This window comes from Pseudomonas sp. GW821-FHT05H12, from assembly GCF_059419385.1.
Window position 1 is genome coordinate 40,112 of record NZ_JBWKRS010000009.1, and the last position, 22,895, is coordinate 63,006.

At 59.0% G+C, this 22,895-nt stretch carries 18 protein-coding genes and 2 pseudogenes; 11 read left to right on the forward strand and 9 right to left on the reverse strand.

Translation table 11 applies throughout. The features are described from left to right. The 3 genes from AC07SU_RS10180 to AC07SU_RS10190 all read left to right on the forward strand — a co-directional run bounded on the left by AC07SU_RS10180 (position 1) and on the right by AC07SU_RS10190 (position 3,556). The gene (locus tag AC07SU_RS10180; protein ID WP_494996984.1) at positions 1-1,158 is read left to right on the forward strand and encodes a flavin monoamine oxidase family protein; all 1,158 of its coding nucleotides are present in this window, start codon (positions 1-3) and stop codon (positions 1,156-1,158) included. Between the two features lie 83 nt (positions 1,159-1,241). Continuing rightward, entirely contained in the window at positions 1,242-2,327 is a 1,086-nt protein-coding gene (locus tag AC07SU_RS10185) for an alcohol dehydrogenase (RefSeq protein ID WP_494996985.1), read from the forward strand. Further along, the gene (locus tag AC07SU_RS10190; protein WP_494996986.1) at positions 2,324-3,556 is read left to right on the forward strand and encodes an MFS transporter; all 1,233 of its coding nucleotides are present in this window, start codon (positions 2,324-2,326) and stop codon (positions 3,554-3,556) included. The genes AC07SU_RS10185 and AC07SU_RS10190 overlap by 4 nt, the downstream gene beginning before the upstream one ends. Positions 3,557-3,780: 224 nt before the next feature. Here the strand turns inward: AC07SU_RS10190 and AC07SU_RS10195 are convergent, their stop codons facing one another. The 8 genes and pseudogenes from AC07SU_RS10195 to AC07SU_RS10230 all read right to left on the reverse strand — a co-directional run bounded on the left by AC07SU_RS10195 (position 3,781) and on the right by AC07SU_RS10230 (position 11,045). Then, entirely contained in the window at positions 3,781-4,674 is an 894-nt protein-coding gene (locus AC07SU_RS10195) for a LysR family transcriptional regulator (RefSeq protein WP_101270021.1), read from the reverse strand. A gap of 81 nt (positions 4,675-4,755) precedes the next feature. After that, positions 4,756-5,806 (reverse strand): annotated as a pseudogene (locus tag AC07SU_RS10200) (alpha/beta hydrolase). A gap of 47 nt (positions 5,807-5,853) precedes the next feature. Then, positions 5,854-6,797, reverse strand: a pseudogene (locus AC07SU_RS10205) (alpha/beta hydrolase). Positions 6,798-6,918: 121 nt separating this feature from the next. After that, positions 6,919-7,692, reverse strand: coding sequence for a carboxymuconolactone decarboxylase family protein (locus tag AC07SU_RS10210; RefSeq protein WP_101273790.1), 774 nt, complete (start codon positions 7,690-7,692; stop codon positions 6,919-6,921). Between the two features lie 231 nt (positions 7,693-7,923). After that, the gene (locus AC07SU_RS10215; RefSeq protein WP_101270027.1) at positions 7,924-8,391 is read right to left on the reverse strand and encodes a (R)-mandelonitrile lyase; all 468 of its coding nucleotides are present in this window, start codon (positions 8,389-8,391) and stop codon (positions 7,924-7,926) included. Between the two features lie 60 nt (positions 8,392-8,451). Continuing rightward, complete coding sequence (locus AC07SU_RS10220) at positions 8,452-9,444, reverse strand: aldo/keto reductase (RefSeq protein ID WP_101270030.1); 993 nt, start codon at positions 9,442-9,444, stop codon at positions 8,452-8,454. 24 nt (positions 9,445-9,468) lie between these two features. After that, positions 9,469-10,059, reverse strand: coding sequence for a flavodoxin (locus AC07SU_RS10225; protein WP_101270033.1), 591 nt, complete (start codon positions 10,057-10,059; stop codon positions 9,469-9,471). Further along, positions 10,056-11,045 carry an aldo/keto reductase gene (locus tag AC07SU_RS10230; RefSeq protein ID WP_101270036.1) on the reverse strand — a complete coding sequence of 330 codons (990 nt, stop codon included), beginning with the start codon at positions 11,043-11,045 and terminating at the stop codon, positions 10,056-10,058. The genes AC07SU_RS10225 and AC07SU_RS10230 overlap by 4 nt, the downstream gene beginning before the upstream one ends. A gap of 1,131 nt (positions 11,046-12,176) precedes the next feature. Here AC07SU_RS10230 and AC07SU_RS10235 point away from each other — a divergent pair. From AC07SU_RS10235 to AC07SU_RS10260, 6 genes are all read left to right on the forward strand, one after another. After that, positions 12,177-13,049: a helix-turn-helix domain-containing protein gene (locus tag AC07SU_RS10235; RefSeq protein ID WP_101270042.1), complete on the forward strand. Its 873-nt coding sequence runs from the start codon at positions 12,177-12,179 to the stop codon at positions 13,047-13,049. A 148-nt stretch (positions 13,050-13,197) separates the two neighbouring features. Further along, the gene (locus AC07SU_RS10240) at positions 13,198-14,466 is read left to right on the forward strand and encodes a DUF1479 domain-containing protein (RefSeq protein ID WP_101270045.1); all 1,269 of its coding nucleotides are present in this window, start codon (positions 13,198-13,200) and stop codon (positions 14,464-14,466) included. A 58-nt stretch (positions 14,467-14,524) separates the two neighbouring features. After that, positions 14,525-15,805: an ABC transporter substrate-binding protein gene (locus AC07SU_RS10245; protein WP_041064242.1), complete on the forward strand. Its 1,281-nt coding sequence runs from the start codon at positions 14,525-14,527 to the stop codon at positions 15,803-15,805. 280 nt (positions 15,806-16,085) lie between these two features. Next, the gene (locus tag AC07SU_RS10250) at positions 16,086-17,423 is read left to right on the forward strand and encodes an MFS transporter (protein WP_101270049.1); all 1,338 of its coding nucleotides are present in this window, start codon (positions 16,086-16,088) and stop codon (positions 17,421-17,423) included. Between the two features lie 23 nt (positions 17,424-17,446). Continuing rightward, a complete protein-coding gene (locus AC07SU_RS10255; RefSeq protein WP_101270051.1) occupies positions 17,447-18,709 on the forward strand; it encodes a gallate dioxygenase in 1,263 nt (420 codons plus the stop codon). 123 nt (positions 18,710-18,832) lie between these two features. Further along, positions 18,833-20,080 (forward strand): OprD family porin, encoded by a 1,248-nt coding sequence (locus AC07SU_RS10260; protein WP_101270053.1) that lies wholly within the window; start codon positions 18,833-18,835, stop codon positions 20,078-20,080. On the opposite strand, the gene AC07SU_RS10265 is transcribed toward AC07SU_RS10260, so the two are convergent. Further along, positions 20,055-21,290, reverse strand: a complete 1,236-nt coding sequence (locus AC07SU_RS10265) for a LysR family transcriptional regulator (RefSeq protein WP_041064227.1) — start codon at positions 21,288-21,290, stop codon at positions 20,055-20,057. The two genes, AC07SU_RS10260 and AC07SU_RS10265, sit on opposite strands and share 26 nt — an antisense overlap. A 155-nt stretch (positions 21,291-21,445) precedes the next feature. Here AC07SU_RS10265 and galB point away from each other — a divergent pair, with 155 nt between their 5' ends. Both galB and AC07SU_RS10275 read left to right on the forward strand, forming a co-directional pair. Next, positions 21,446-22,180 (forward strand): 4-oxalmesaconate hydratase, encoded by a 735-nt coding sequence (gene galB, locus AC07SU_RS10270; RefSeq protein WP_041064224.1) that lies wholly within the window; start codon positions 21,446-21,448, stop codon positions 22,178-22,180. Then, positions 22,177-22,893, forward strand: coding sequence for a 4-carboxy-4-hydroxy-2-oxoadipate aldolase/oxaloacetate decarboxylase (locus tag AC07SU_RS10275; protein ID WP_041064221.1), 717 nt, complete (start codon positions 22,177-22,179; stop codon positions 22,891-22,893). Before galB ends, AC07SU_RS10275 begins: the two co-directional genes overlap by 4 nt. The last annotated feature ends 2 nt before the right edge of the window (positions 22,894-22,895 follow it).

A 22,895-nucleotide genomic window follows, 5' to 3' on the forward strand; every position in this document is an offset into this window, starting at 1 on the left:
ATGTACACGGTACGCATCGCTGTCATTGGCGGCGGTTTGAGCGGTCTGTACGCCGCGAACCTGCTGGAGCGCCAGGGCATCACGAATTATGTGTTGCTGGAGGGGAGGGAGGTCCTCGGCGGTCGTATCGGGTCTATCGACGCCACCGGCCAGGCCGTCACCCACACTGCCGCCAATACCCACGCAATCGACCGCTTCGACTTGGGCCCCACCTGGTTCTGGCCTGGTTACCAACGGGAGCTTGACCGGCTGGTGGATGCCTTGGGCCTGGAGCGGTTCGAGCAATTCGAGGAGGGCAACATGGTGGTGGAGCGTTCACCCCAGGAGCCCCCTGTGCGCATGCGTGGCTACGTGAACTCGCCCGCGTCCATGCGTCTGGTCGGTGGAATGGGGAGCTTGATCGAAGCACTGCGCGACAAACTGAGCCCAGCAAATATCATCATGGGCCACGCGGTGCGCCGACTTCGCAAGCACGACGGCCACATCGAGCTCGAAAGCGTAGACGCCACTGGCGATGTCAGTGCCTGGCAGGCCGAGCATGTCTTGCTGGCGCTGCCGCCTCGTTTGGTGGAAAGCACCATCGTCTTTGAACCGGCCTTGCCGGCAGCGCTGGTCCGGGAATGGCGTGAGACGGCGACGTGGATGGCGCCCCAAGCCAAGTATGTCGCCATTTATGACACGCCGTTCTGGCGCGAGCAGGGCTTGTCCGGGGAAGGCCGCAGTGCCCGTGGGCCGATGGGGGAAATCCATGACGCCTCCATGCCGGGTGGCAGCGCGGCGCTGTTTGGCTTCCTGGGTGTGCCGGCGCACGCGCGTAGCACGGTCTCCGAAGAGGTATTGCGCAGACATTGCCGTGCGCAACTCGTCCGGATGTTTGGCCCTCTGGCGGCTACACCTAAAGCCGAGGCCATCAAGGACTGGGCGCAAGACCCGTTCACGGCCACTGCTGTCGATGTCAATGCGCCGGCCCAGCATGCCCGGGCGCCCTCAGCTAAGGCAAATTCGGGACCTTGGCAGGGGGGCCTGACAGGTATCGCCAGCGAGTGGTCGCCGCAGTTTTCGGGCTATTTGGCCGGGGCCGTCGAGGCCGCTGGCCTGGGCGTGAAGGCGTTGGTTGAACGTGCTGCTGCGCCTGCGTTGAATTCTTCGAAGCGTTGACCTGAGATCGCAAGGCAAGGCCGCATTCGCCGTTGCTTCGGACCGACGCGTTGCCGTTTTTCATCTTTTTAGGAGTGAGGGCTATGAACGCTACATACCGTGCCATGCAAGTCACCCGACCGGGTTTTCTGGAGCTGGTTAACCGTCCAACAGCAGTGCCTGGTATTGGGCAGGTACTGATTGCGGTGGAGGCCTGCGGTATTTGTGGCGCCGATGTGGGTGACATCGAAGGGGCAGACCCTGCTCTGCAGCCGCCGCGCGTGCCAGGCCATGAGGTGGTCGGCCGTATCGCGGCGCTAGGCAAGCATGTTCCGTCTCTTTGGAAGGTCGGTCAGCGTGTCGGCGTGGGTCGCCTGGGCGGGCCTTGCGGCGAATGTGTGCAATGCCGCCAGGGGCACTTTCAGTTGTGCCAACACCAGCCCTTCGTCGGCGCTACCTGCGATGGTGGTTATGCCGAAATGATGCTGGCACGAGCCTCAGGGCTAGTGTCGATTCCTGACGAACTCCTTGCCGAGGAAGCCGCGCCGTTGCTCTGCGCCGGTCTCGCCACGTTCAATGCACTGAAGAAATGCGGCGCCCAGGCGGGCGATACGGTTGCCATCTTCGGTATTGGCGGTCTGGGGCACATGGCCTTGCAGTACGCGCGCCGCATGGGCTTTCGCGTGGTTGCCATCGGGCGCGGCAGTGATATCGCCGAGGACGCACTCAACTTGGGTGCCCATGTCTACATCGACACTCATACGGAAGACGCGGCGGCGACACTCAAGCAAATGGGGGGCGTGCAGGCCATCGTGAGCACGATCAATGCCCCTGCCGCCGTGTCGACGCTCATCGCAGGGCTCGCGCCACAAGGCCGTCTTGTGCTGCTGGGCGCGGGCAAGGACCCGTTGCCGGTGTCTGCCGGCCACCTGGTCGTGGGTGAGCGCAGCCTGCTGGGCTCGATCACCGGCTCACCCTATGAAAACGAAAAGACCCTCGATTTCAGCGTGCTGGTCGGTGTGCGCTCAAGGATCGAAGTGATACCGTTCGAACAAGCCAATGAAGCCTACCAACGGATGAAATCCGGCGACGTCAAATTCCGCATGGTATTGACCCTCGCAGGTGATCACGCCATTGCGCGTCCATCGACGCGCGATGATGACCGTGAGATGGGCACTCGACACCCATGAAGAACCACAACCTCAACACAGCGCCACCCGCCGGCCCACCCTCTTTGCTGCCGGAGCGCGTGCAACGCTCGAACATAGGTCGACTGTCCATCGCTCAGGCGCTGGCGGGGGCGAATGCCGTGGTGATTTACGCCACGGGAGCGATTGTGGGCAGCACGCTCGCTCCTGCACCTGCGCTGGCAACGTTGCCCATTTCCATCTTCGTGGTAGGCATGGCGGCGTGTATTTTCCCGATGGGCGCTCTGGCACGCCGGTATGGGCGGCGCGCTGCGTTTCTGGCAGGCGCGGGCGCGGGTGTACTCACGGGGTTATTGGCGATGCTCGCCGTCATTGTCGGTTCATTCTGGTTGTTTTGCCTGGCGACGTTCTTGGGCGGGAGCTACGCGGCAGTTGTGTTGTCGTTCCGCTTCGCGGCCGCCGACGGTGTCGAGCCATTACGACGTGCACGGGCTCTGTCGCTTGTCATGGCGGGGGGCGTGCTCGCGGGGGTGGTGGGGCCCCAGTTGGTGACCTGGACGATGGACATTTGGCCGCTGTACCCGTTCGCCCCCACCTTTATGGTGCAAGCCGCCGTCGCGGCGATCTCAGCACTCATCCTGCTGGGTGTGAAGCTGCCGATGCCGACGGCTGAAGAGCTTGGAGGAGGGCGCCCACTCGGGCTGATTGCGCGGCAGCCGCGCTTCATCGCTGCGGCGACCTGCGGTGCAGTGTCCTACATGCTGATGAATTTCCTGATGACGGCAGCGCCGCTGGCCATGCACCTCTTCGGGCATTCGCAGGCCTCGGCCAACCTGGGGCTGCAATGGCACGTCATCGCAATGTACGCGCCCAGCTTCTTCACCGGCCACCTCATCACACGGTTCGGCGCCGTTGGCGTTGCAGTGGCCGGCCTGGCGTTAACCGGGCTGTCTGCCGCAGTCGGACTTGGCGGGATCGAGGTGATGCATTTTGACGGGTCGCTGATCCTGCTGGGGCTGGGTTGGAATTTCGGTTTCCTTGGCGCGTCCGCATTGGTGCTGGAATGCCATCGGCCCGAAGAGAAGGCACGCGTTCAATCGCTCAATGATTTCATCGTGTTCGGCGTGATGGCGATAGGGTCTTTTTCGTCGGGCGGGTTGCTGTCGGCTTATGGCTGGAACACGGTGTTGTGGGTGTCGTTTTTACCGCTTGTTTTGGCTGCCGTCGCGCTGGCACTGACTGTCCCCAAGTACATGAGTCTTTCGGTTTGATCTGAAGGGGCAAGATGCGCTAGCCACTCGAGTGCATTGACGGCCTCAAACATAGAAGAGGTACGCGCGTGGAAACAACGGATAGCTGTCGTCGTCGGATACAAACATTCAGGTTGAATCGCCCCATTGCAGCCGGTCGCTTCCGGCTGCAACCGATCAAAAGCATTAGCTCATTCACGGGTTTGTGGGGCGGATGAAGCTCATGCGCCTTGAAGGTCGATGACTCAGTGCTTGTAGAGTAACGCCTCAACTACAACGCCAAACGCTGACGAATGTTCACGGCGATTGGGGTAGTAGAGATGGTAGCCGGCAAAGGGTTGGCACCAATCTTCCAACACCCGCACAAGGCTACCGTCGCCAAGCTCCTTCGCCACCATGTCCTCTGGCAGGAAAGCCAAGCCACATCCCGCCACGGCCGCACGCAGAATTGGCACGCTGCTGTTGAATGTCCATTGGCCTTCGACGCGAGCTTTGAGTTCGTGGCCATCCTTTTCGAAATCCCATTGCATCAGGCTGCCGTGAGTCGGCAGGCGCAGGTTGATGCAGTTGTGTGCCGCCAGATCTCCCGGTTCCATCGGGTAAGGCCGATGCCGGAAATACTGAGGCGAGCCGACAACTGCAATACGCAAGGATGGACCGATCGGCACGGCGATCATGTCCTTGGCCACCTGTTCACCCAGGCGCACACCTGCGTCATAACGCTGCGCGACGATGTCGGAGAGGGCGTAGTCGACGGTGATTTCGACCTTGATGTCCGGGTAGTCGGGCAACACCTTCAGCAGCTTCGGCCAGAGGATATTGTTGGCTGCATGTTCGGACGCCGAGATCCGCACGTTGCCGGCCGGCGTGTCGCGAAACTCACTGACAGCAGCCAGTTCCAGTTCGATCTCATCGAAGCGCGGCGCCATCGACTGATACAAGCGCTGGCCGGCCTCGGTCGGCGAAACGCTGCGTGTGGTTCGCGTCAACAGGCGCACGCCCAGCCGAGTTTCTAGGGCGCGCATGGTGTGACTCAGCGCCGACTGCGAAACGCCCAGTTGCGCGGCAGCACGGGTAAAACTGCCTTCGCGGGTGATGACCACGAAGGCTTGCAGGTCGTTGAGATTGGGGCGGGACATTGATGAGTACCTCTCATGAGGAGCGCGTGATTATTCCATGAAAGCAGGTCGCGCACGGATGCGCGACCCTTGGCGCGCTGATCACAAGGTGCGTGCGTAAAAATCCGTCAGTTTGCCGATCGCCGCATCGACATAACGCGGCACCCAGTAGGTTTCGATGTGTGTGGCGCCATCGAGGATGAACACTTCCTTGTCAGTGGTGCCGATGGCTTTCGGGAACGCATCCTGGGTCATGTACAGGCTGTCGGCCTTGCTGCCGGCGATCATCAGCAAGGGTTGATTGATCAACTCGATATGGTCGGTGGCGTCGAAACGCATAAGGTCAATAAGGCTGCTGGTGGTGTATTTGAAGGTCGAGTTCGGGTGCGCGTGGGTTTTCCAGTAGTACTCATAACCTTGGCGATACAGTTCGAAAGGCAGTTCGGCAATCTGCTCGTCGGTGAGGTTGGCATCCCCCGAATACAGCACTGCGCCCCCCGCTGCCTCTAGCGCGCGCTACTGATGCCTGTTGCAAACGTTGCTGAATGCTGTCCATTTGCGAGTCGTTGTAGCCGTTGCGGCGTACTCGACCCGAGTTGAACATGCTCACCGTCGCCAGGGATTTGAAGCGTTTGTCGGTTTGCGCCGCCGCCAACGAATAACCACCGCCGCCACAAATGCCGAGCAGGCCCAGGCGGTTGTCATCCACACCAGCGAACTGGCTGATGAAATCGGCCATGCCGTGAATGTCTTCGATGCGATACGCCGGTTTATCGATGCTGCGCGGCTGACCACCGCTGGCGCCCTGATAGGCCGCATCGGCCGTGATGGTGATGTAGCCCTGTTCGGCGAGGCGCTGGGCATACAGACCGGCGACTTGCTCTTTTACGCCGCCATTCGGATGCGCAACCACCACGGTCGGGTAGTTCTTCTTCGCGTCGTAGTTGGCAGGAGTGTAGACGTTGGCGGCGATGTCCAGACCGGTGAGCTTATAGCTGACCGGGTGAATGTTGACCTTGCCCGGTTCGTTGCGGGTGATCGCGCCGTCGTAGGCGAGGGTGAACGGGTTCTTCTTGTAGTCGGCGGCCAAGGCTTCGCCTGCCGAGAGGCCGACCAATGCCGACATGAACGTGGCTTTGAGAATGTTCTTCACGTGAAGCTCCTGAGCAAAAAAAGGCGGCAGTTGCAAAAGTATTTGGGTCAGTCCAGCTGTTTTTCTTTGAGGAACTGCGCGACCAGGTCAGCGATCTGCACGTTGTTCAGATCCGACATAGGGAAATGGGTGTTGCCGTGAATGCCAATCTCCGGCAGGTGTATCAGTCGCACATCACCGCCATGGCGATTGACCGCGTCACGCCAGAGCCGGGCCATTTTCAGGCGTGCGCGCCAACTGTCCTGAGCGGGCAGATCGACTGCCTGTTCCGGGATGTTGTCGCCGTACAGGATCAGAATCGGAATACGCGTCAGTGCCATGAATTGCTCCATCGGCACCTCTGCGCCTTGCACCGTGTCGAACGCACTGGGGATCGGCGCCGGCACCTCACCGTCAGCAAACACGAAACTGCTGCCCGGTTCGAACGCCACGATGGCTTTGACCTTGTCGTTCTTGATAGCCGTCAACCAGCCCGGCCCGCCACCCTGAGAATGCGTAAACAGGATGCCGGGGCCGATTTTGTCGAACAGCGCCGACACACCATCGGAGACCACGCCCATGTCAAACGGCCCGGTGTTCGGCGTCATTGCCCTGAAAAACTGCTCGCGGGTCTGGGCATCCTGTGCCACTTGCACGCCGTTGAAGTAGCGGGGCCAAAGGCCGATGCGGAACTGGTTGAACCACAGTTGTTCGTCCGGCACAGGCTTGATGGTGGTCTCGACCATGCTGCGCCCGGCATCACCACGCCGGGGCTGATCGATCACATAGACGCCGTAGTGGCGGCGCAGAAAGATGTTCTGAAAACCCTCACGACCATCGGCGGTGGTTTCCCAGGTTTGGAAAACTGACCCGCGCCGTGCCACATGACGATGGGCAGTTTTCGCGCGTCCACCGGGATTTGATAGAAGGCGTAGGCGTGGTCACCGTGGTAGGTCTGGCCGTTGGGCGTCATCGGTTGGCGCGGGTTGAAGGTGCCCGGTGCCGTGGTCATCGTTCCGCCTGCGGCGAAGCTGCCTTGTTTCTGGATCAGCAGCGGGCCTTCGGGGTGGTTCGCGCAGGCCGCCAACAGGCTCAACAGCGTGACGCTCAGCAAATGTTTTGCAGTTCTCATGTCATTTCCTCGAAGCCGTGAGGGCTTGGACCAGCGCTGCGTTGGCCCGCTCGGCGGTCTGTGCATCGCCATGCTTTTTCAGCAGCTCGGTGACTTGGTGCAACTGTGCCGCACTGAGCCCGACGCGCAGGCTCGCTGCCATGTGCGAGCGCAACTGCGGCTCGACCCCCGGCGTTGCTGCCAGGGCCCCGACAGTTGCCAGTTCACGGCTTTGCCAGTCGAGGTTGTCGCGCTCGAAGATGTCGCCGAACAGGTGGGTTTGCAGGAAGCGGTTGATCACCGGAGCGAACTCGAACACCGGGCCTTTGACCGGGGCGCCGGAAATCTTGGTTTGATTCGCCGTGCCCGCGGCCAGCAGCTCATCCCCGACCGGAATCGCCCGGCTCGGCTCACGCCCCGGCGCATCTTCGATGCCGCGTTGTTTGCGCGCCTGCACCACGGTCATCAATTCATTCAAGGCGTTGAGGCTGCGTGGGAAGCCGACGTAGGCGTAAAGCTGCACGAGAACTTCGCGGGTTTCGCTAATGGTCAGGCCGGCATCAAGCCCTTGGTTGAGCGCCGTGTTGAGGTTGGGCATGTCGCTGGTCGCCATGAACGCCGCGATCAGTGGAATGGCTTGTTGCTGGCTCGACAAGCTGGCTGCGCTGGCAAGTGTGTTGGTCATGGTCTGCGATGCCTCGGCTGCTTGAATGGGAACGCTGAAGATCGCCGCAACGCCCAGACAAAGCGCGATAAATGCGGGGAGGGCGGTGCGGTTGCGTACTTCAGTGGTCATCATGAAAGGCTCCGTCCATTGCAGGTCACTGCGAGGTGTGGCTGGATCGTACGGAGGATGTTTGTGGCGATTAACCCCGAAAAGGCGCATGGACTCCTGAGTAAAACTCATGAGTCGACGTTGCCAAAACTGCTGAAAACCTCGCGCGAACCCGCTGTTACGGGGCCTGGAGGTCAGATGACGGTTCGCCGCAAGAGTGTCGAGCGAACAGCTTCGACACATTCCGTAACTTCATTGGCCGGCGTATTGCGCCTCCGAGACCTGCTCCGCCCAAGTGACTGTCTGGCCGTCCTCGGCTTCGGCGATGGCGATGTGGGTCATGCCACTGTTGGCCGTGGCGCCGTGCCAGTGCCGGGTGTTCGGCGGAATCCAGACAGTGTCGCCCGGACGGATTTCCTGACGCGGGCCGCCCTCTTGCTGCACATAGCCAACGCCAGCGGTGACGATCAGCGTTTGCCCCAGTGGATGGGTGTGCCACGCCGTGCGTGCGCCAGGTTCGAAGGTCACCGTGCCGCCGCCGATGCGCGCGGGAGCGTCACCTTTGAATAATCCATCGACGCGCACCGCGCCGGTAAAGTTTTGCGCCGCGCCCTTGATCGAGGGCTGGGTACCGTTCGGGGTAATGCGGATTTCATTAGCAGCCTGGGCTTCTGCGGTCATGAGTGAGAAAGCCACGAGTGGCGCGATCAATCGGTTCATCGGATCAACTCCGGTCAGGCAATGAAAGCGGCGCCCCACGCAGCGCCGCGTTGGGTAGACTCAAAGTCCGGTCATTTTCAGTGCCGATTCCGGCAGGCGTTCACCGTGCACCTGAATTTGCGCCATCCGCTCGTTGATCACGCGCAGATCGTCTCCGGTCAATTGCAGCTCGACCGCGCCCAGATTTTCTTCCAGACGATGCGGTTTCGTCGTACCCGGGATCGGCACGATCCACGGTTTCTGTGCGAGCAACCAGGCTAGGGCCACTTGCGCCGGCGTGGCGTGTTTGCGTTGCGCGACGGCTTTCACCACATCGACCAACGCCAGATTGGCCCTGCGCGCTTCAGGGGAAAAGCGCGGGACGAAATTGCGGAAATCGCTCGCGTCGAACTGCGTGTGCTCGTCGATCTGACCGGTGAGGAAACCGGCACCCAGCGGGCTGAACGGAACGAAACCGATCCCCAGTTCTTCCAACACCGACAGCAGTTCCAGCTCCGGGCCGCGCCAGAACAGCGAATATTCGCTCTGTACCGCCGTGACCGGTTGCACCGCGTGAGCCCGGCGTATGGTCTCCACACCCGCCTCAGACAGGCCAAAATGCTTGACCTTGCCCTCGGCGATCAGCTCCTTGACCGTGCCGGCGACGTCTTCGATGGGTACCTGCGGATCAACGCGGTGCTGATAAAACAGGTCGATGCAATCGGTGCGCAGACGCTTCAACGACGCCTCGGCCACGGCGCGGATATGCGCCGGGCGGCTGTTGGTTCCGCCGCCGCGTGCGCCGGTGACCAAGTCGATATCGAAGCCGAATTTGGTAGCGATAACGACTTGCTCGCGGATCGGCTGCAAGGCCTCGCCCAGCAGTTCTTCATTGGCGAACGGGCCATATGCTTCAGCGGTGTCGAACAAGGTGACGCCTTGCTCGTGGGCCGAACGAATCAGCTTGATCATGCTGGTTTGGTCGGCAGCCGGCCCGTAGGCCGACGTCATGCTCATGCAACCAAGGCCCAGTGCGGACACTTTCAGGCTATTGCCCAACGTGCGGATTTTCATGATGTCACTCCGTACAGAATTCGATTAACGCGTGAGGGGGTGATCGCTCAGCCAGCCATTCACGCGCTCCATGGTCTTGCGCTCTTGCTCACCCTTCATCACAAAACCTTCCAGAACCTTAGTCTTCGGCGTGTGCTTGACGAGCACGCTGCGACTGTTGCCCAAGCCATAACCGCCGTGGGTGTTGAAGGGGATGAGGGTCTTGCCGGTCAGGTCGTGGGCGCTGAGGAAGGCGCGCACGATCGGCGGCGCGGTTTCACCCCAGATCGGAAAGCCCAGATAGATCGTGTCGTAGTCGCTGAGGGCGTGAACCTTGTTTTGCAGCTCGGGTTCGAAGCCGCTGTCACGCTCCTGACGCGCCTGTTCCACGGTTTCCAGATAGTCCTCGGGGTAGGCGTGGGCCGGGCGAATCTCGAACAGATCGGCACCCAGTCCACGCTGGATCAGCCCGGCAACTACGCGGGTATTGCCCGAGCGCGAGAAGTACGCGACCAGAATCCGCGAACCGGAACGCGGGGTTTCATGGGGGCTTTGCGTGTCGGCGAGTGACAGCAGCGGGGCGCTGGCCAGTGCAGCGATGACCGTGCGCCGCAGCGGATCGTGATCTTTGCTCATCGGCCGACGCGTGCCTTGAGGGCCTCGGGATAGCGCTCGCCTTCGATGCGGATCTGCGCCAGCGCAGCATCAATCGCCTTCAGCTCCGCTGCATCGAGCGTGATGTCCGCGCCACCGAGGTTTTCTTCCAGGCGATGTAGCTTGGTCGTGCCCGGAATCGGTACGATCCACGGTGCCTGCGCCAGCAGCCAGGCCAAAGCGATCTGCGCCGGCGTGGCTTGTTTCTGCGCGGCGATCTGACGAATCAATATCACCAGCCCCTGATTGGCTTGCAGCGCCGACTGGCTGAAGCGCGGCACGATGCTACGAAAATCGTCGCTGCCGTAAGTGGCCTCCGCCGACACCGTGCCGGTGAGAAAACCCTTGCCCAAAGGGCTGAACGGCACGAAGCCGATGCCCAGTTCCCACAGCGTCGGCAGGATTTCCTGCTCGGGCTCGCGCCACCACAGCGAGTATTCGCTCTGTAGCGCCGTGACCGGTTGCACCGCGTGCGCACGGCGAATGGTCTGTGCTCCGGCCTCCGACAGGCCGAAATGCTTGACCTTGCCTTCGCCGATGAGGTCTTTCACCGTCCCGGCGACGTCTTCGATCGGCACGTCCGGATCGACGCGGTGCTGGTAAAGCAAATCGATGTAATCGGTTTTCAGTCGGCGCAGCGAACCTTCGACGGCGACCCGAATACGTTCGGGCCGGCTGTCCAGAGTCTGCTTTGTGTTGTCGGCACCGACGGCGAAGCCGAATTTGGTGGCGATCACGACCTGTTCGCGAACCGGGAACAGCGCCTCGCCAACTACTTGCTCATTGAGATAGGGGCCGTAGAACTCGGCGGTATCGAAGAACGTGACGCCTCGATCAACTGCCGTGCGAATCAGCGAGATCGCCTGCTGCGTTTCTGTCGCTGGACCGTAGCCATGGCTCAGGCCCATGCAGCCAAAGCCGAGTGCCGATACTTCAAGTGAGCTGTTGCCGAGTGTGCGGTTGTGCATTTCGTTCTCCCGAATAAGGCGTTGGGGAACAGTAAGCGAGCTACCGAATAGGTACTAGACGCTTAAATCGGCAAGGGTTCATGAAATTTGCTCATCAATCCCAAAACAAGAGAATGGCGCTGTCATGTCGTACGCAGCGAGTATCATCCATCTCCGCATCGCTTTAATTGCTTCAGGTGTGAGATCTCACATCGGTTGCCGGTAATGCGCTTGCTACAGCTTTGAGGCTTTCAGAAGCCATTGCCTCAGTCAGTCTGCGGACCCATGCGGAGCATTCCCGCTATGAACGAGGTAATAGTCTTCGCCCTCTGATAAGGAAGTATCGAATAGCTGCGCAAGTTGGTTTTGCTCCAAGGCATCTTCGACAAGCCAGGGACTTGTTAGCACCACGCTTTGACTGCGCCGCGCCGCGTCAATGGCGAGTTCCGATTGATCAAAGCGCATCCCGATCTTCAAATCTGTCTGCGGTCAACCGGCGTGGGCAAACCATTTGGGCCAGTTCGCATGTGAAGTTGTATACAACAGCGTTGCCTTCACCAAGTCCGAAACTTCAAATAGCCGCAGTGTGCTGCAATACACCCTGACTTCTCCGGGCAGCATTAATTCGGCAGTGAGCCCTAGGGCATGGCCATAGCAATGACGCACCGCAATATCAAGTATCCTGATCGCCGTCTAGGAGGTCTGTGCTCGCATTCAAATGCAATTTGAGTTGCGGATCATCACGAGTAACCGCTGGTATGCGCCTGGAGAACCATGAATTGGCCAGCGCGGGGGAGGCTGACCCGAATTTCATCGTTTGTTCGATTACGCAGCATCCTTTCGTCGCATGGATGCCTGGCAGCTTTTCACTCGAGGTGCGCAACGAATACCTGGCTGCTTACCAAACCAGGTTGCGTGTACCTCAAGCGACGCAAACGCTATTCTTTCATCCACGCGAGGATTACGGTAGCGACCAGCGATAAAATCCAAGCGTGCTGGCGCGCTCCGGTTTTCAATGGAACCCTCGTGCAGGTCAATGTCATGATCAGGCGGCCGACGATTTTACGCGTTGAGATCTCGTCAGCTCACTGCAGAAGTAGTGGGTGTTACGATGATGGCGATACAAGTCCCTTGCTAGGCCGAGTCGATGTCATGAAACCCAGCTTCGAGAAAGTACCCACAGAGGCTGCAACCTCTTGGACGCTATTGAACAGGCGTTTGCCGGATGCGATTCCATTCGAGTGGCATCATCATCCCGAATATGAGTTGACACTCACGCTCAATAGTCGCGGCCATCGCTACATCAGTAATGACGTAGCGCGCTATGACGATGGAGACCTGATTCTTGTAGGGCCGAATATTCCTCATAGCTGGTCTTCAGCGGAGCGTATTGATGAGGATCAGCCGCATGTTGCCTTGGTTATCTGGTTTTCCGCTGCTTGGGCCGACTCGCTTGTGACATTGTTTCCGGAAATGGCTGCGGTTCGCCCATTGCTGGCGGCAGCTCAACACGCGGTGAGTTTCAGTGGTAGGGCCTCCAGTGAAGTACGCTCCTACATCGAGGCAATGGTCAATCAGACGCCGCCTCAGCGCTTGATCGCATTGCTAACGGTGCTCGACAGGCTGGCAAGAGACGCTGATGCTACTCGGATCCTGCCGACGCCAGGCGGGCAGGCCGGTGATCAGATTGTCGAAGACGCGCGTATTCATCGAGTTCTGCATTACCTACATGGTAACTACGCCCGGGCAATCAATGTTGCCGAGTTAGCAGAGCTGGCCTGCGTCAGTCTGTCTGCTTTCCATCGAATGTTTCGCCGGCATACACGCTGTACCGCCTTGGACTATATCGTTCGACTGCGCATCGGCCATGCCTGTGCGTTGCTGATGCAGGGCGACTCGCCGGTATCGATAATAGCGGAGGAGGTGGGCTACTCGTCGCTGGCATTATTCAACCGCCAGTTCAAGGCGTTGAAAGGGCTGACACCTTCCGCGTTTCGTCAAACGCACAGCCATCATTTTCAGTGAAGGTCAGAAATCTAGTGGGTGGATACTCCGATCGTATTGGCTCAAAACGCCATTATCGTACTAGTCGACGCTTCAAATGAGGCTGCCGTGTGCTTATTTAAAAGTGGTTCCATATCTGCATGAATAACAAAAACAGCAGGTAGTTCCCATGAGTAAATACCGTGCCTTCGAAAGCGAAACGCTTCCGCAAGATTATCGAGACAGCATCGTCAAAATGAAGCGCGCCTTGCGCGCGCAGATCGGCGACGTTGAATCTTTGTTTGAACAAGTTAGCGAATTCATCGTTGCTGAAATCGACTCAATCAAGGCGCAGGAGGCGCTCACCGGTTCGGCTTGGCCGATCCTTGAGTTCGAGGATATCGCGGTCGGGAAAGTGAGTGCGGACCAGTTGGCGCTAATCAAGCGGCGTGGTTGCGTCGTGCTCAGAAACCATTTTCCTCGAGAGCAGGTTTTGGGGTGGGACGAGAGGCTTTTGGATTACCTTGACCGCAATCACTTCGATGCAATTTATCGTGGTCCAGCGGACCAGTTTTTCGGAAGCCTGGAGGCATCGCGTCCAGAAATTTTTCCGATCTATTGGTCGGAGTCGCAGATGCAGTTGCGTCAGGATGAGCGCATGGGGGCCGCACAATCTTTTCTGAATCGTCTTTGGAGGATCCATTCTCAAGGGCGGCAATGGTTCAACCCTGATATCAATGCCCTATACCCGGATCGAGTACGGCGTCGACCTCCGGGAACACATTCAAAAGGTCTCGGGCCACACACCGACTCGGGCGCCTTGGAGCGATGGCTGCACCCAGCCTACCTGAAGGTATTCGACAAAATTTACAGCAACGATTTCAGCGCCTACGACCCTTGGGACGCAGCCTTCCGTACTGAAGTCGATGAGTACGCCTACAAAGATACGGTCAAGTGCTCTGCGTTCCGCACGTTTCAAGGCTGGACCGCGTTATCGGATATGAACGCCGATCAGGGGGTACTGCATACCTTGCCGATCCCCAAGGCGATGGCTTACATGCTGCTGCGGCCACTGCTGGACGATGTACCTGAGGATGAGCTGTGCGGGGTTGCGCCGGGCAAGGTACTTCCGGTGTCCCGACAGTGGCATCCACTGCTGTTCGAAGGGCTGAGTCCGATTCCGGATGTCCGTGCGGGCGATTCGGTGTGGTGGCATTGCGATGTAATTCACAGTGTCGCACCCGTGGCAAATCAACAAGGCTGGGGCAATGTTATGTACGTTCCGGCTGCACCTATGTGTCAAAAAAACCTGCGTTACGCCAAGGATGTGTTCAGGGCATTCGCGCAGGGTGCATCACCCGACGATTTTCCTCGGGAAGACTATGAAACAACTTGGGAAGGTCGTTTCACCTTGGAGCGTCTGAACGCGCTCGGACGTGCCGGTCTGGGGCTCGAATGATTGCGTGAGACTGAGCGAATAGCCCACTACCTCGATAAAAAAACAATAAGGTACTGACATGAACTCAATGAACCGCCTTGCAGCCATGGTTTCTCTTGCCGCTTTATTTCCTCTTGTGATTCAGGCCGCTGAAACCAAGGGAAACGTTGAAGTCGTTCACTATTGGACCTCCGGGGGCGAGGCCAAATCGGTGGAAGTTTTGAAGAAAATCATCGAGAAAGATGGATTCACTTGGCAGGACAGTGCAGTCGCTGGCGGCGGAGGCAGTGCGGCCATGACTGTGCTGAAAACCCGTGCTGTATCGGGCAATCCTCCCACCGCCGCGCAGATAAAAGCGCCAGATATTCAGGAATGGGGTCGCCTCGATCTTCTTGCCAGCATTGACGACGTCGCCAAGGCGAATAACTGGGACAGCCTGCTTCCCGAGTCCGTCGCCCAAATAATGAAGTACGAGGGGCATTACGTTGCGGTACCGGTGAATATTCATCGCATCAATTGGCTTTGGCTTAACCCTGTCGTTCTGAAGCAGGCGGGCATCTCCGATGTGCCGACCACTCTTGATGAACTTTATGCTGCTGGGGATAAGCTCAAGGCGGCAGGGTTCATAGCTATCGCACATGGCGGTCAGGCCTGGCAGGACACGACAATCTTCGAAAACCTCGTTTTGAGCGTGATGGGCGTTGATGGTTTCAAGAAGGCCTTTATTGATGTCGACGACAGTGTTTTCACCGGGCCGAAAATGATTGAAGTATTCAATGCGCTGCGAAGAATACAGAGTTATCTGGATCCCGATGGCAACGGTCAAGACTGGAATCTGGAAACAGCCAAGGTCATCAATGGCAAAGCAGGCATGCAAATCATGGGGGACTGGGCGAAAAGTGAGTGGAGCGCGGCGGGCAAGTTTGCCGATACAGATTACATTTGTGTGCCATTTCCCGGCTCGCAGGGTGCTTACAGCTATACCATTGATTCACTGGCGATGTTCAAACTTGCCTCGAAGAATGACACCCCTGGCAATATTGCAGCCCGCAACGACCTGGCCAAAGTAGCGCTGGAGCCGTCGTTTCAATATGTTTTCAATCAAAACAAGGGGTCAATACCCGTCATCAAGGGTTTGGACATGAGTCGATTCGATAGCTGTGCACAAGCCTCTGCAAAGGATTTCGCTGCTGCCGAGAAGACTGGTTCACTCGCTCCGAGCATGGCATTCAACATGTCGACTTCTCAGGCGGTGCAGGGCGCTGTGTTCGATGTCGTGACCCACTTCATGAATGACAAGTCCGCCGATGCTGGTAAGGCTGGAAGGCAGTTGCTGGCGGCGATCAAGGCCGCACAATAAATTGCTTTAGTTTTGAGCTGCTCCGTATACCGAATACGGAGCAGCTATTGACGATGCATCTCCTACTAGCGGCTGCTCGTGCCGCAATCATCACCCCCGCTCTACCACGCTCTGTCTATCTCTGTTGATTCCCCGATAAGAAAAATCGATACCCGGTTAATAATTTCCCAGAGGCGGGCGGTATACCTGCGGCTTTACAGTCACCTCCATCGTTTAGCGTGGACGGTCCAATTACAGGCCTCGTCCGTCGGGACTTCTACAAAAATAAGAAGGTGAGAGCATGAGTAGTGAAACGGTGGATATCAAAGCGTGGATTGACAACCGAAAACTGGTGCCGTACCAGTGGCTGATTATGGGTTTATGTTTTTTCATAGTGCTTTTCGATGGCTTCGACGTCGCGGTGATGGGGTTTATTGCCCCCTCGCTGATTCAAGAGTGGGGGCTTTCGAAAGCGGCGTTTGGCCCGGTGATGAGCGCGGGCATGATTGGGCTGGCGATCGGTGCGCTGACCGCTGGCCCTTACGCCGACCGAATCGGCCGCAAAAAAGTACTACTGACGGCGGTGACTGGCTTCAGCGTGCTAAGCCTTGCATGCGCCTTTGCACGTAATCCCTACGAGCTGGCTGCCTTGCGTCTGCTGACCGGTGTGGCGCTGGGCGCAGCATTGCCAAACACCACCACACTGCTTTCCGAGTATTTGCCGGAACGCAATCGGTCACTGTTCATCACGATCATGTTCACCGGATTCAATATGGGGTCGGGGTTGGGCGGATTTCTCGCTGCGTGGTTGATTCCCCATCACGGCTGGCAGTCGGTGTTGCTCGCCGGCGGGATTCTGCCGATGTTGCTGCTGCCCTTGATGTGGCTGTTGCTGCCTGAGTCGGCGCGTTTTCTCGCCGCACGCAACGCGCCCGCCAGCCAGATTGCCAAGGTGCTGAACAAGCTGGGGGGCACGTTCAGCGCAGCGACGAAATTCGTCATTGCCGAACCGCAAACTCAGCAAAAAGCACCGCTGCGCTTGCTCTTCACCGATCACTATCGTTTCGGCACTCTCGCCTTGTGGGCAACTTACTTCATGGGGTTGCTGGTGATCTACCTAACCATGGGCTGGATGCCGACCCTGCTGCGTGAAGGTGGGCTGTCCATCGAACGGGCCGCGACCATCACCGGACTGTTCCAGATTGGCGGCACTGTCGGCGCCATCGTGGTTGGGTGGGCGATGGACCGGCGAAATCCGAACGCGGTGATTGCCACGTCTTACGCTCTGGGTGGCGCTTTCATTCTGCTGCTGGGCGCCTTCAGCCTTGAATCGGGCCTGCTGGCATTCGGCGTGGTGGCGGCAGGTTTCTGTATGAGCGGCGCGCAAACCGGCCTCAATGCTTTCGCACCCGGTTACTACTCGACGGACTGCCGCGCCACGGGCGTCAGCTGGATGCTGGGTATCGGCCGCTTCGGGGCTATCTTTGGTTCGCTCATCGGTGGCGCGGTGCTCAGCCTCGGGTTGGGGTTGCCGCTGCTGTTTGCCCTGTTGAGCGTGCCTGCCTTTATCGCTGCACTTGCGATCCTGGCCAACGGTCATGCACGGCGCCGAGTCAGTCGGGCCTTGCTGGCGCATTAATCTTTTCAATAAAGGAACTCGTTATGGCACGCATCATTGGTGGCCTCGCTGTATCTCACACCCCGACCATCGGCTTTGCAGTCGATCACGATAAGCAGCATGAGGCCGCCTGGGCGCCGATCTTCCGTGGCTTTGAGCCGATCAAGGTGTGGCTGAAGGAGCAGCAACCGGATGTGCTTTTCTATATCTTCAATGACCACGTGACGTCGTTTTTCTTTGATCACTATGGTGCCTTTTCCCTCGGTGTCGATGATCGCTACGAAGTCGCCGATGAGGGCGGCAATCCACGTGAGTTACCGGGGATCGCTGGTCATGCGGCGCTGTCGCGGCACATCGGCGAGAGCCTGGTGGCGGATGAATTCGACATGAGTTTCTTCCGCGACAAACCGCTCGACCATGGCTTCTTCTCGCCGATGTCGGCGCTGTTGCCGTGCGAGCCGGACTGGCCGGTGGAGATCGTGCCGCTGCAGGTTGGCGTGTTGCAGTTCCCGGTGCCGAGTGCGCGGCGTTGCTACAAGTTGGGCCAGGCGCTGCGCCGGGCGATTGAAAGCTACCCCGAGGATCTGAAAGTGGCCATCGTCGCGACCGGCGGTGTTTCCCACCAGGTGCACGGCGAGCGCTGTGGTTTCAACAACCCGGAGTGGGACCAGCAGTTCATTGATCTGTTGGTCAATGATCCCGAGCGGCTGACCGAAATGACCCACGCCGAGTACGCCGCGCTGGGGGGCATGGAAGGTTCGGAAGTGATCACCTGGCTGATCATGCGCGGCGCGCTGTCGGCCACGGTGAAAAACCTGCACCAGGATTACTACCTGCCGTCGATGACCGGCATTGCCACACTGCTGCTGGAAAATCAGGATCGGCCCGTTCCCGTCGACGTCAACGCGCGGCACTTGCTGCACATGCAGCATCAGTTGGCGGGTATCGAGAGGCTCGCAGGCACCTATCCGTTCACCCTGGAACGCAGCGCCAAGGGCTATCGGTTGAACAAGTTTTTGCATCGCATGATCGAGCCGCACTGGCGTCAGCGTTTCCTCGACCAACCCGAAGCGCTGTTCGATCAAGCAGGGCTGAGCGATGAAGAGCGGGATCTGCTGCGACGCCGCGACTGGCGCGGATTGATTTACTACGGGGCGATTTTTTTCGTGCTGGAAAAACTCGCTGCCGTGGTCGGGGTGCCGAATCTGCAGATATACGCGGCAATGCGCGGACAAAGCCTCGAGGAATTCATGAAAACCCGTAATCAGCAGGTGCTCTATTCGGTAGCGGGCAAGGCCCCACGCTAACGACACGGCGTCATCGGCGGCTCGCTCCGGGCCGCTTCGCAACACCCTTGAATGACTTCACTGCGCCCGGCTCATGCGGGCGTAGCGGACTGCTTCATCCCAAAAAAATGGATAACAATAACAATGAAAATCACCGCCAATACACGCGTAGTCTTCACGCTGTCCGCCGTTTGTGCTCTGCCTGTCGAGGCGAGCGCTGCAGGCTTTGTGGAAGACGCCAGGGCCAATCTCAACCTGCGCAACTTCTACATCAATCGCAACTTCACCAACCCGGCCAATGCGCAGGGCAAAGCCGAGGAATGGACGCAGAATTTCATTCTCGATTTCCGCTCTGGATTCACCCAAGGTGCAGTCGGATTTGGTGTGGATGTGCTGGGCCTGTATTCGCTGAAGCTTGACGGCGGGCAAGGCACGGGAGGCACGCAATTGCTGCCGCTGGACAGTGATGGCCGACCTGCCGATCAATTTGGGCGCCTGGCTGTCGCCGGGAAAATGAAAATCGGCAAGACCGAAATCAAGCTCGGCGAGTGGATGCCAGTGTTGCCGATATTGCGTTCCGACGACGGTCGCTCATTGCCACAAACCTTTCGTGGCGGTCAGGTCACTTCACAGGATATCGCCGGGTTGACCTTGTATGGCGGTCAGTTCCGGCAGAACAGTCCGCGCAACGATTCAAGCATGGAAAACATGTTCATGCAGGGCAAAACCGCGTTTGCCTCTGACCGTTTCAACTTCGTCGGCGGCGAATACGCGTTCAACGAAAAGCGCACGATGATCGGCGTGTGGAATGCTCAGCTAAAGGACATCTATCAGCAACAGTATCTGCAACTGGTTCATAGCCAACCACTGGGTGACTGGACGCTGGGCGCCAATCTTGGCTACTTCTGGGGTCGCGAGGATGGCAGTGCCCGCGCAGGCGATCTGGACAACCGCACGTTCTCGGCATTGCTGTCGGCACGCTACGGCGGCAACACGTTTTACGTCGGTTTGCAAAAGCTCAGCGGCGATGATGCCTGGATGAGAGTCAACGGCACCAGCGGCGGAACCTTGGCCAACGACAGCTACAACAACAGCTACGACAATGCGCGGGAGAAATCCTGGCAACTACGCCATGACTACAATTTCGCCGTACTCGGCGTGCCCGGTCTGACCCTGATGAACCGTTACATCAGCGGCGACGACGTGCACAGCGGGGCCGTCACCGACGGTAAGGAATGGGGGCGCGAATCCGAGTTGGGCTACACACTGCAAAGCGGTGCGTTGAAGAACCTCAACCTGCGCTGGCGCAACTCGAGCATTCGCCGCGATTACAGCAGCAATGAGTTCGACGAGAATCGCTTGATCATCAGCTATCCGTTGAACCTGCTTTAAGCGCCTCAGCGGCCTGTGCCTGGATCACCTGGCGGATCATTTCCATCAACGCCTGCGCCACCGGTGAGTGCAGGCAGCCGCTGCGGTAGGTCAGACCAATGGCTCTGGCGGTCTGTTTCAACTCCAGCGGCAAAATGCACAACTCGCCGCTAGTGATTTCCTGTTCCAGTTGATGCGCTGAAACGGCCGCGAGCATGTCCGAGCGTAACAACAGACCGCGAATGATCGCCATGTCGGCGCTTTCCACCACCGGGGAAGGCGCCGGAATGCCGAAACCGGCGAAGCATTCCTCGAGCATCGTCCGCGCCGGTGAGCCAGCACGAGGCAATACCCAGCGCGCGTTGCCCAGATGATTCTGCAAATCGCCGTTGCCGCAGAGCGGATGATCACGCCGCGCAAGCACGACCATTTCTTCCGTCAGCAGTGACTCGCCGACCAGGTCGCTGGCATAGGTCGATGAACGCAGCGCACCCAAAATGAAATCCACATCGCCGGCACGCAACTCGGTCGCCAGCAGGTCGAAGGGACTTTCATTGGTGATCACTTGAATGCCGGGATGCTCTGCCATCAGGCGCACGATGGCCTCGGGCAGAATGCGCGTGCGGCCGAGGGGCAGGGCACCGACGTGCACAACACCGTGCAAGGCGCCGCGAAGGGCGGTGATGTCGGTGTCGATATGGCGCAACTCGTTCAGCGCACGGCGGATTGCAAACAGGATGTCATGACTGGCGCGGGTCGGCTGCAAGCCGCGTGGCGTGCGCTCGAACAGCGATTGGCCGCAGCCGTTTTCCAGCACTTTCAGCGTCGAACTGACGGCCGGTTGGCTCAGGCCCAGCAGACTGGCCACGGTCTGCATATGGTGGGTTTCACAGAGTTTGATGAACACTTGCAGGCGTCGCGCCTGGAACAGATAAAGCGGTTCAATCGCGGCTTTTTCGCCTAGGCCGAGCAATGTAGGCACGCTCCCAAGCTCCGCCAGCACCCGTCGCGCTCGGGGCAGCAAACGCTCTCCGAAATTGGTCAGACGCATACCGTTGGCATGGCGCTCGAACAGCATTACGCCCAGCCGTTCTTCGAATTCGGAAATGGAGCGGGTGACCACCGATTGCGCCCGGTACAGCGCGACTGAAGCCTTGGAGACGCTGCCGTGATCAGCCACGCGGACGAAGGCGCGCACGTGCATCAGGCTCGGCAGTTCAAGGTTTTCCATGGACAAGGGCTCTGCGGGTCGGCGAATTCGACGACTATGCCGCCGATATTTTCGAGTGGCAATAAAAAAAACGCATACCTCGAACACTCGAACGCATTACTCCGTCGGCGGGGTGCGATGCGATGCTCTTTCGCAACGCTAAAGGAGAATCCGCAATGATCGATTCAACCAAAAACGCGCTGGTCGTCAGCGCCCACTCAGCCGATTTTGTCTGGCGTGCCGGTGGCGCCATCGCTCTGCATGCCCAGCAGGGTTACCACGTTCACATTGTCTGCCTGTCGTTCGGTGAGCGCGGCGAATCCGCCAAGCTGTGGCGCAAGGGCGAGATGAGCGAAGACAAGGTCAAAGCCGCACGTCGCGAAGAGGCTCAGGCCGCCGCCGATATTCTCGGGGCCAGTGTCGAGTTCTTCGATATCGGCGATTACCCGATGCGCGCCGACAAGGAAACCTTGTTCCGCCTTGCCGATGTGTTCCGCCGGGTGCAACCGGAGTTCGTCCTCAGTCACTCGCTCAAGGACCCGTACAACTACGATCACCCGCTGGCCATGAACCTGACGCAGGAGGCGCGCATCATCGCCCAGGCCGAAGGCTATAAACCGGGTGAGAAAATCGTCGGCGCACCGCCGGTCTACAGTTTCGAGCCGCACCAGCCCGAGCAATGCGAATGGCGCCCCGATGTATTGCTCGACATCACGGAGGTCTGGGACAAGAAGTACGCGGCCATCCAGTGCATGGCCGGTCAGGAACATTTGTGGGAGTACTACACGCGCGTTGCCCTGCAGCGCGGTGTGCAAGCCAAACGTAATGTCGGGATCACCTCAACCCGCAACATCGTCTATGGCGAGGGTTATCAGAGTATTTTCCCGCGTGTCACGGAGAATCTGGGATGAGCGAACATATCGGCAAGACTGGCGTTGTCGTGCGCAATATTCAGCGGGCCGAAGCGGCGCTGGTCGATGAATTGAATCGCTTCGGGGTGGCGACTATTCATGAAGCACAAGGCCGCAAAGGACTGTTCGCGGCTTCGATCAGACCAATTCAACAAGGCTCGGTAATCAGTGGTTCAGCCATCACGGTACTCGTCGCTCCGGGCGACAACTGGATGTTCCATGTGGCCGTCGAACAATGCCGGCCCGGTGATATTCTGGTGGTTGCGCCGAGTTCACCTTGCACAGACGGCTACTTCGGCGACCTTTTGGCCACCTCGCTCAAGGCTCACGGCGTTCGGGCGCTGGTAATTGATGCGGGCGTGCGCGACACCCACACCCTGCGCGAAATGGGCTTCCCGGTCTGGTCCCGCGCCATCAGCCCCCAAGGCACAATCAAAGAAACCCTGGGCTCGGTCAACCTGCCGCTGGTGTGCGGCGGGCAACTGGTGCACCCGGGTGATGTGGTGGTTGCGGATGACGATGGTGTTGTGATCGTGCGACGTACCGAGGTGCAGCAAGTCGTCGAAGCCAGTCGCGCCCGGGCCGACCTGGAGGAACAGAAGGCCTTGCGCTTGGCCAAGGGCGAACTGGGTCTGGACATCTACAACATGCGCGCGCGCTTGGCGGAAAAGGGTTTGCGTTACGTCGACAATCTTGAAGAGCTGGGAGACTGAGC

Excerpts from the sequence above, each read along its gene's own strand:
- AC07SU_RS10180 (WP_494996984.1), top strand. The coding sequence starts at position 1 with ATGTACACGGTACGCATCGCTGTCATTGGCGGCGGTTTGAGCGGTCTG.
- AC07SU_RS10185 (WP_494996985.1), top strand. The coding sequence starts at position 1,242 with ATGAACGCTACATACCGTGCCATGCAAGTCACCCGACCGGGTTTTCTG.
- AC07SU_RS10190 (WP_494996986.1), top strand. The coding sequence starts at position 2,324 with ATGAAGAACCACAACCTCAACACAGCGCCACCCGCCGGCCCACCCTCT.
- AC07SU_RS10195 (WP_101270021.1), bottom strand. The coding sequence starts at position 4,674 with ATGTCCCGCCCCAATCTCAACGACCTGCAAGCCTTCGTGGTCATCACC.
- AC07SU_RS10210 (WP_101273790.1), bottom strand. The coding sequence starts at position 7,692 with ATGACCACTGAAGTACGCAACCGCACCGCCCTCCCCGCATTTATCGCG.
- AC07SU_RS10215 (WP_101270027.1), bottom strand. The coding sequence starts at position 8,391 with ATGAACCGATTGATCGCGCCACTCGTGGCTTTCTCACTCATGACCGCA.
- AC07SU_RS10220 (WP_101270030.1), bottom strand. The coding sequence starts at position 9,444 with ATGAAAATCCGCACGTTGGGCAATAGCCTGAAAGTGTCCGCACTGGGC.
- AC07SU_RS10225 (WP_101270033.1), bottom strand. The coding sequence starts at position 10,059 with ATGAGCAAAGATCACGATCCGCTGCGGCGCACGGTCATCGCTGCACTG.
- AC07SU_RS10230 (WP_101270036.1), bottom strand. The coding sequence starts at position 11,045 with ATGCACAACCGCACACTCGGCAACAGCTCACTTGAAGTATCGGCACTC.
- AC07SU_RS10235 (WP_101270042.1), top strand. The coding sequence starts at position 12,177 with ATGAAACCCAGCTTCGAGAAAGTACCCACAGAGGCTGCAACCTCTTGG.
- AC07SU_RS10240 (WP_101270045.1), top strand. The coding sequence starts at position 13,198 with ATGAGTAAATACCGTGCCTTCGAAAGCGAAACGCTTCCGCAAGATTAT.
- AC07SU_RS10245 (WP_041064242.1), top strand. The coding sequence starts at position 14,525 with ATGAACTCAATGAACCGCCTTGCAGCCATGGTTTCTCTTGCCGCTTTA.
- AC07SU_RS10250 (WP_101270049.1), top strand. The coding sequence starts at position 16,086 with ATGAGTAGTGAAACGGTGGATATCAAAGCGTGGATTGACAACCGAAAA.
- AC07SU_RS10255 (WP_101270051.1), top strand. The coding sequence starts at position 17,447 with ATGGCACGCATCATTGGTGGCCTCGCTGTATCTCACACCCCGACCATC.
- AC07SU_RS10260 (WP_101270053.1), top strand. The coding sequence starts at position 18,833 with ATGAAAATCACCGCCAATACACGCGTAGTCTTCACGCTGTCCGCCGTT.
- AC07SU_RS10265 (WP_041064227.1), bottom strand. The coding sequence starts at position 21,290 with ATGGAAAACCTTGAACTGCCGAGCCTGATGCACGTGCGCGCCTTCGTC.
- galB (WP_041064224.1), top strand. The coding sequence starts at position 21,446 with ATGATCGATTCAACCAAAAACGCGCTGGTCGTCAGCGCCCACTCAGCC.
- AC07SU_RS10275 (WP_041064221.1), top strand. The coding sequence starts at position 22,177 with ATGAGCGAACATATCGGCAAGACTGGCGTTGTCGTGCGCAATATTCAG.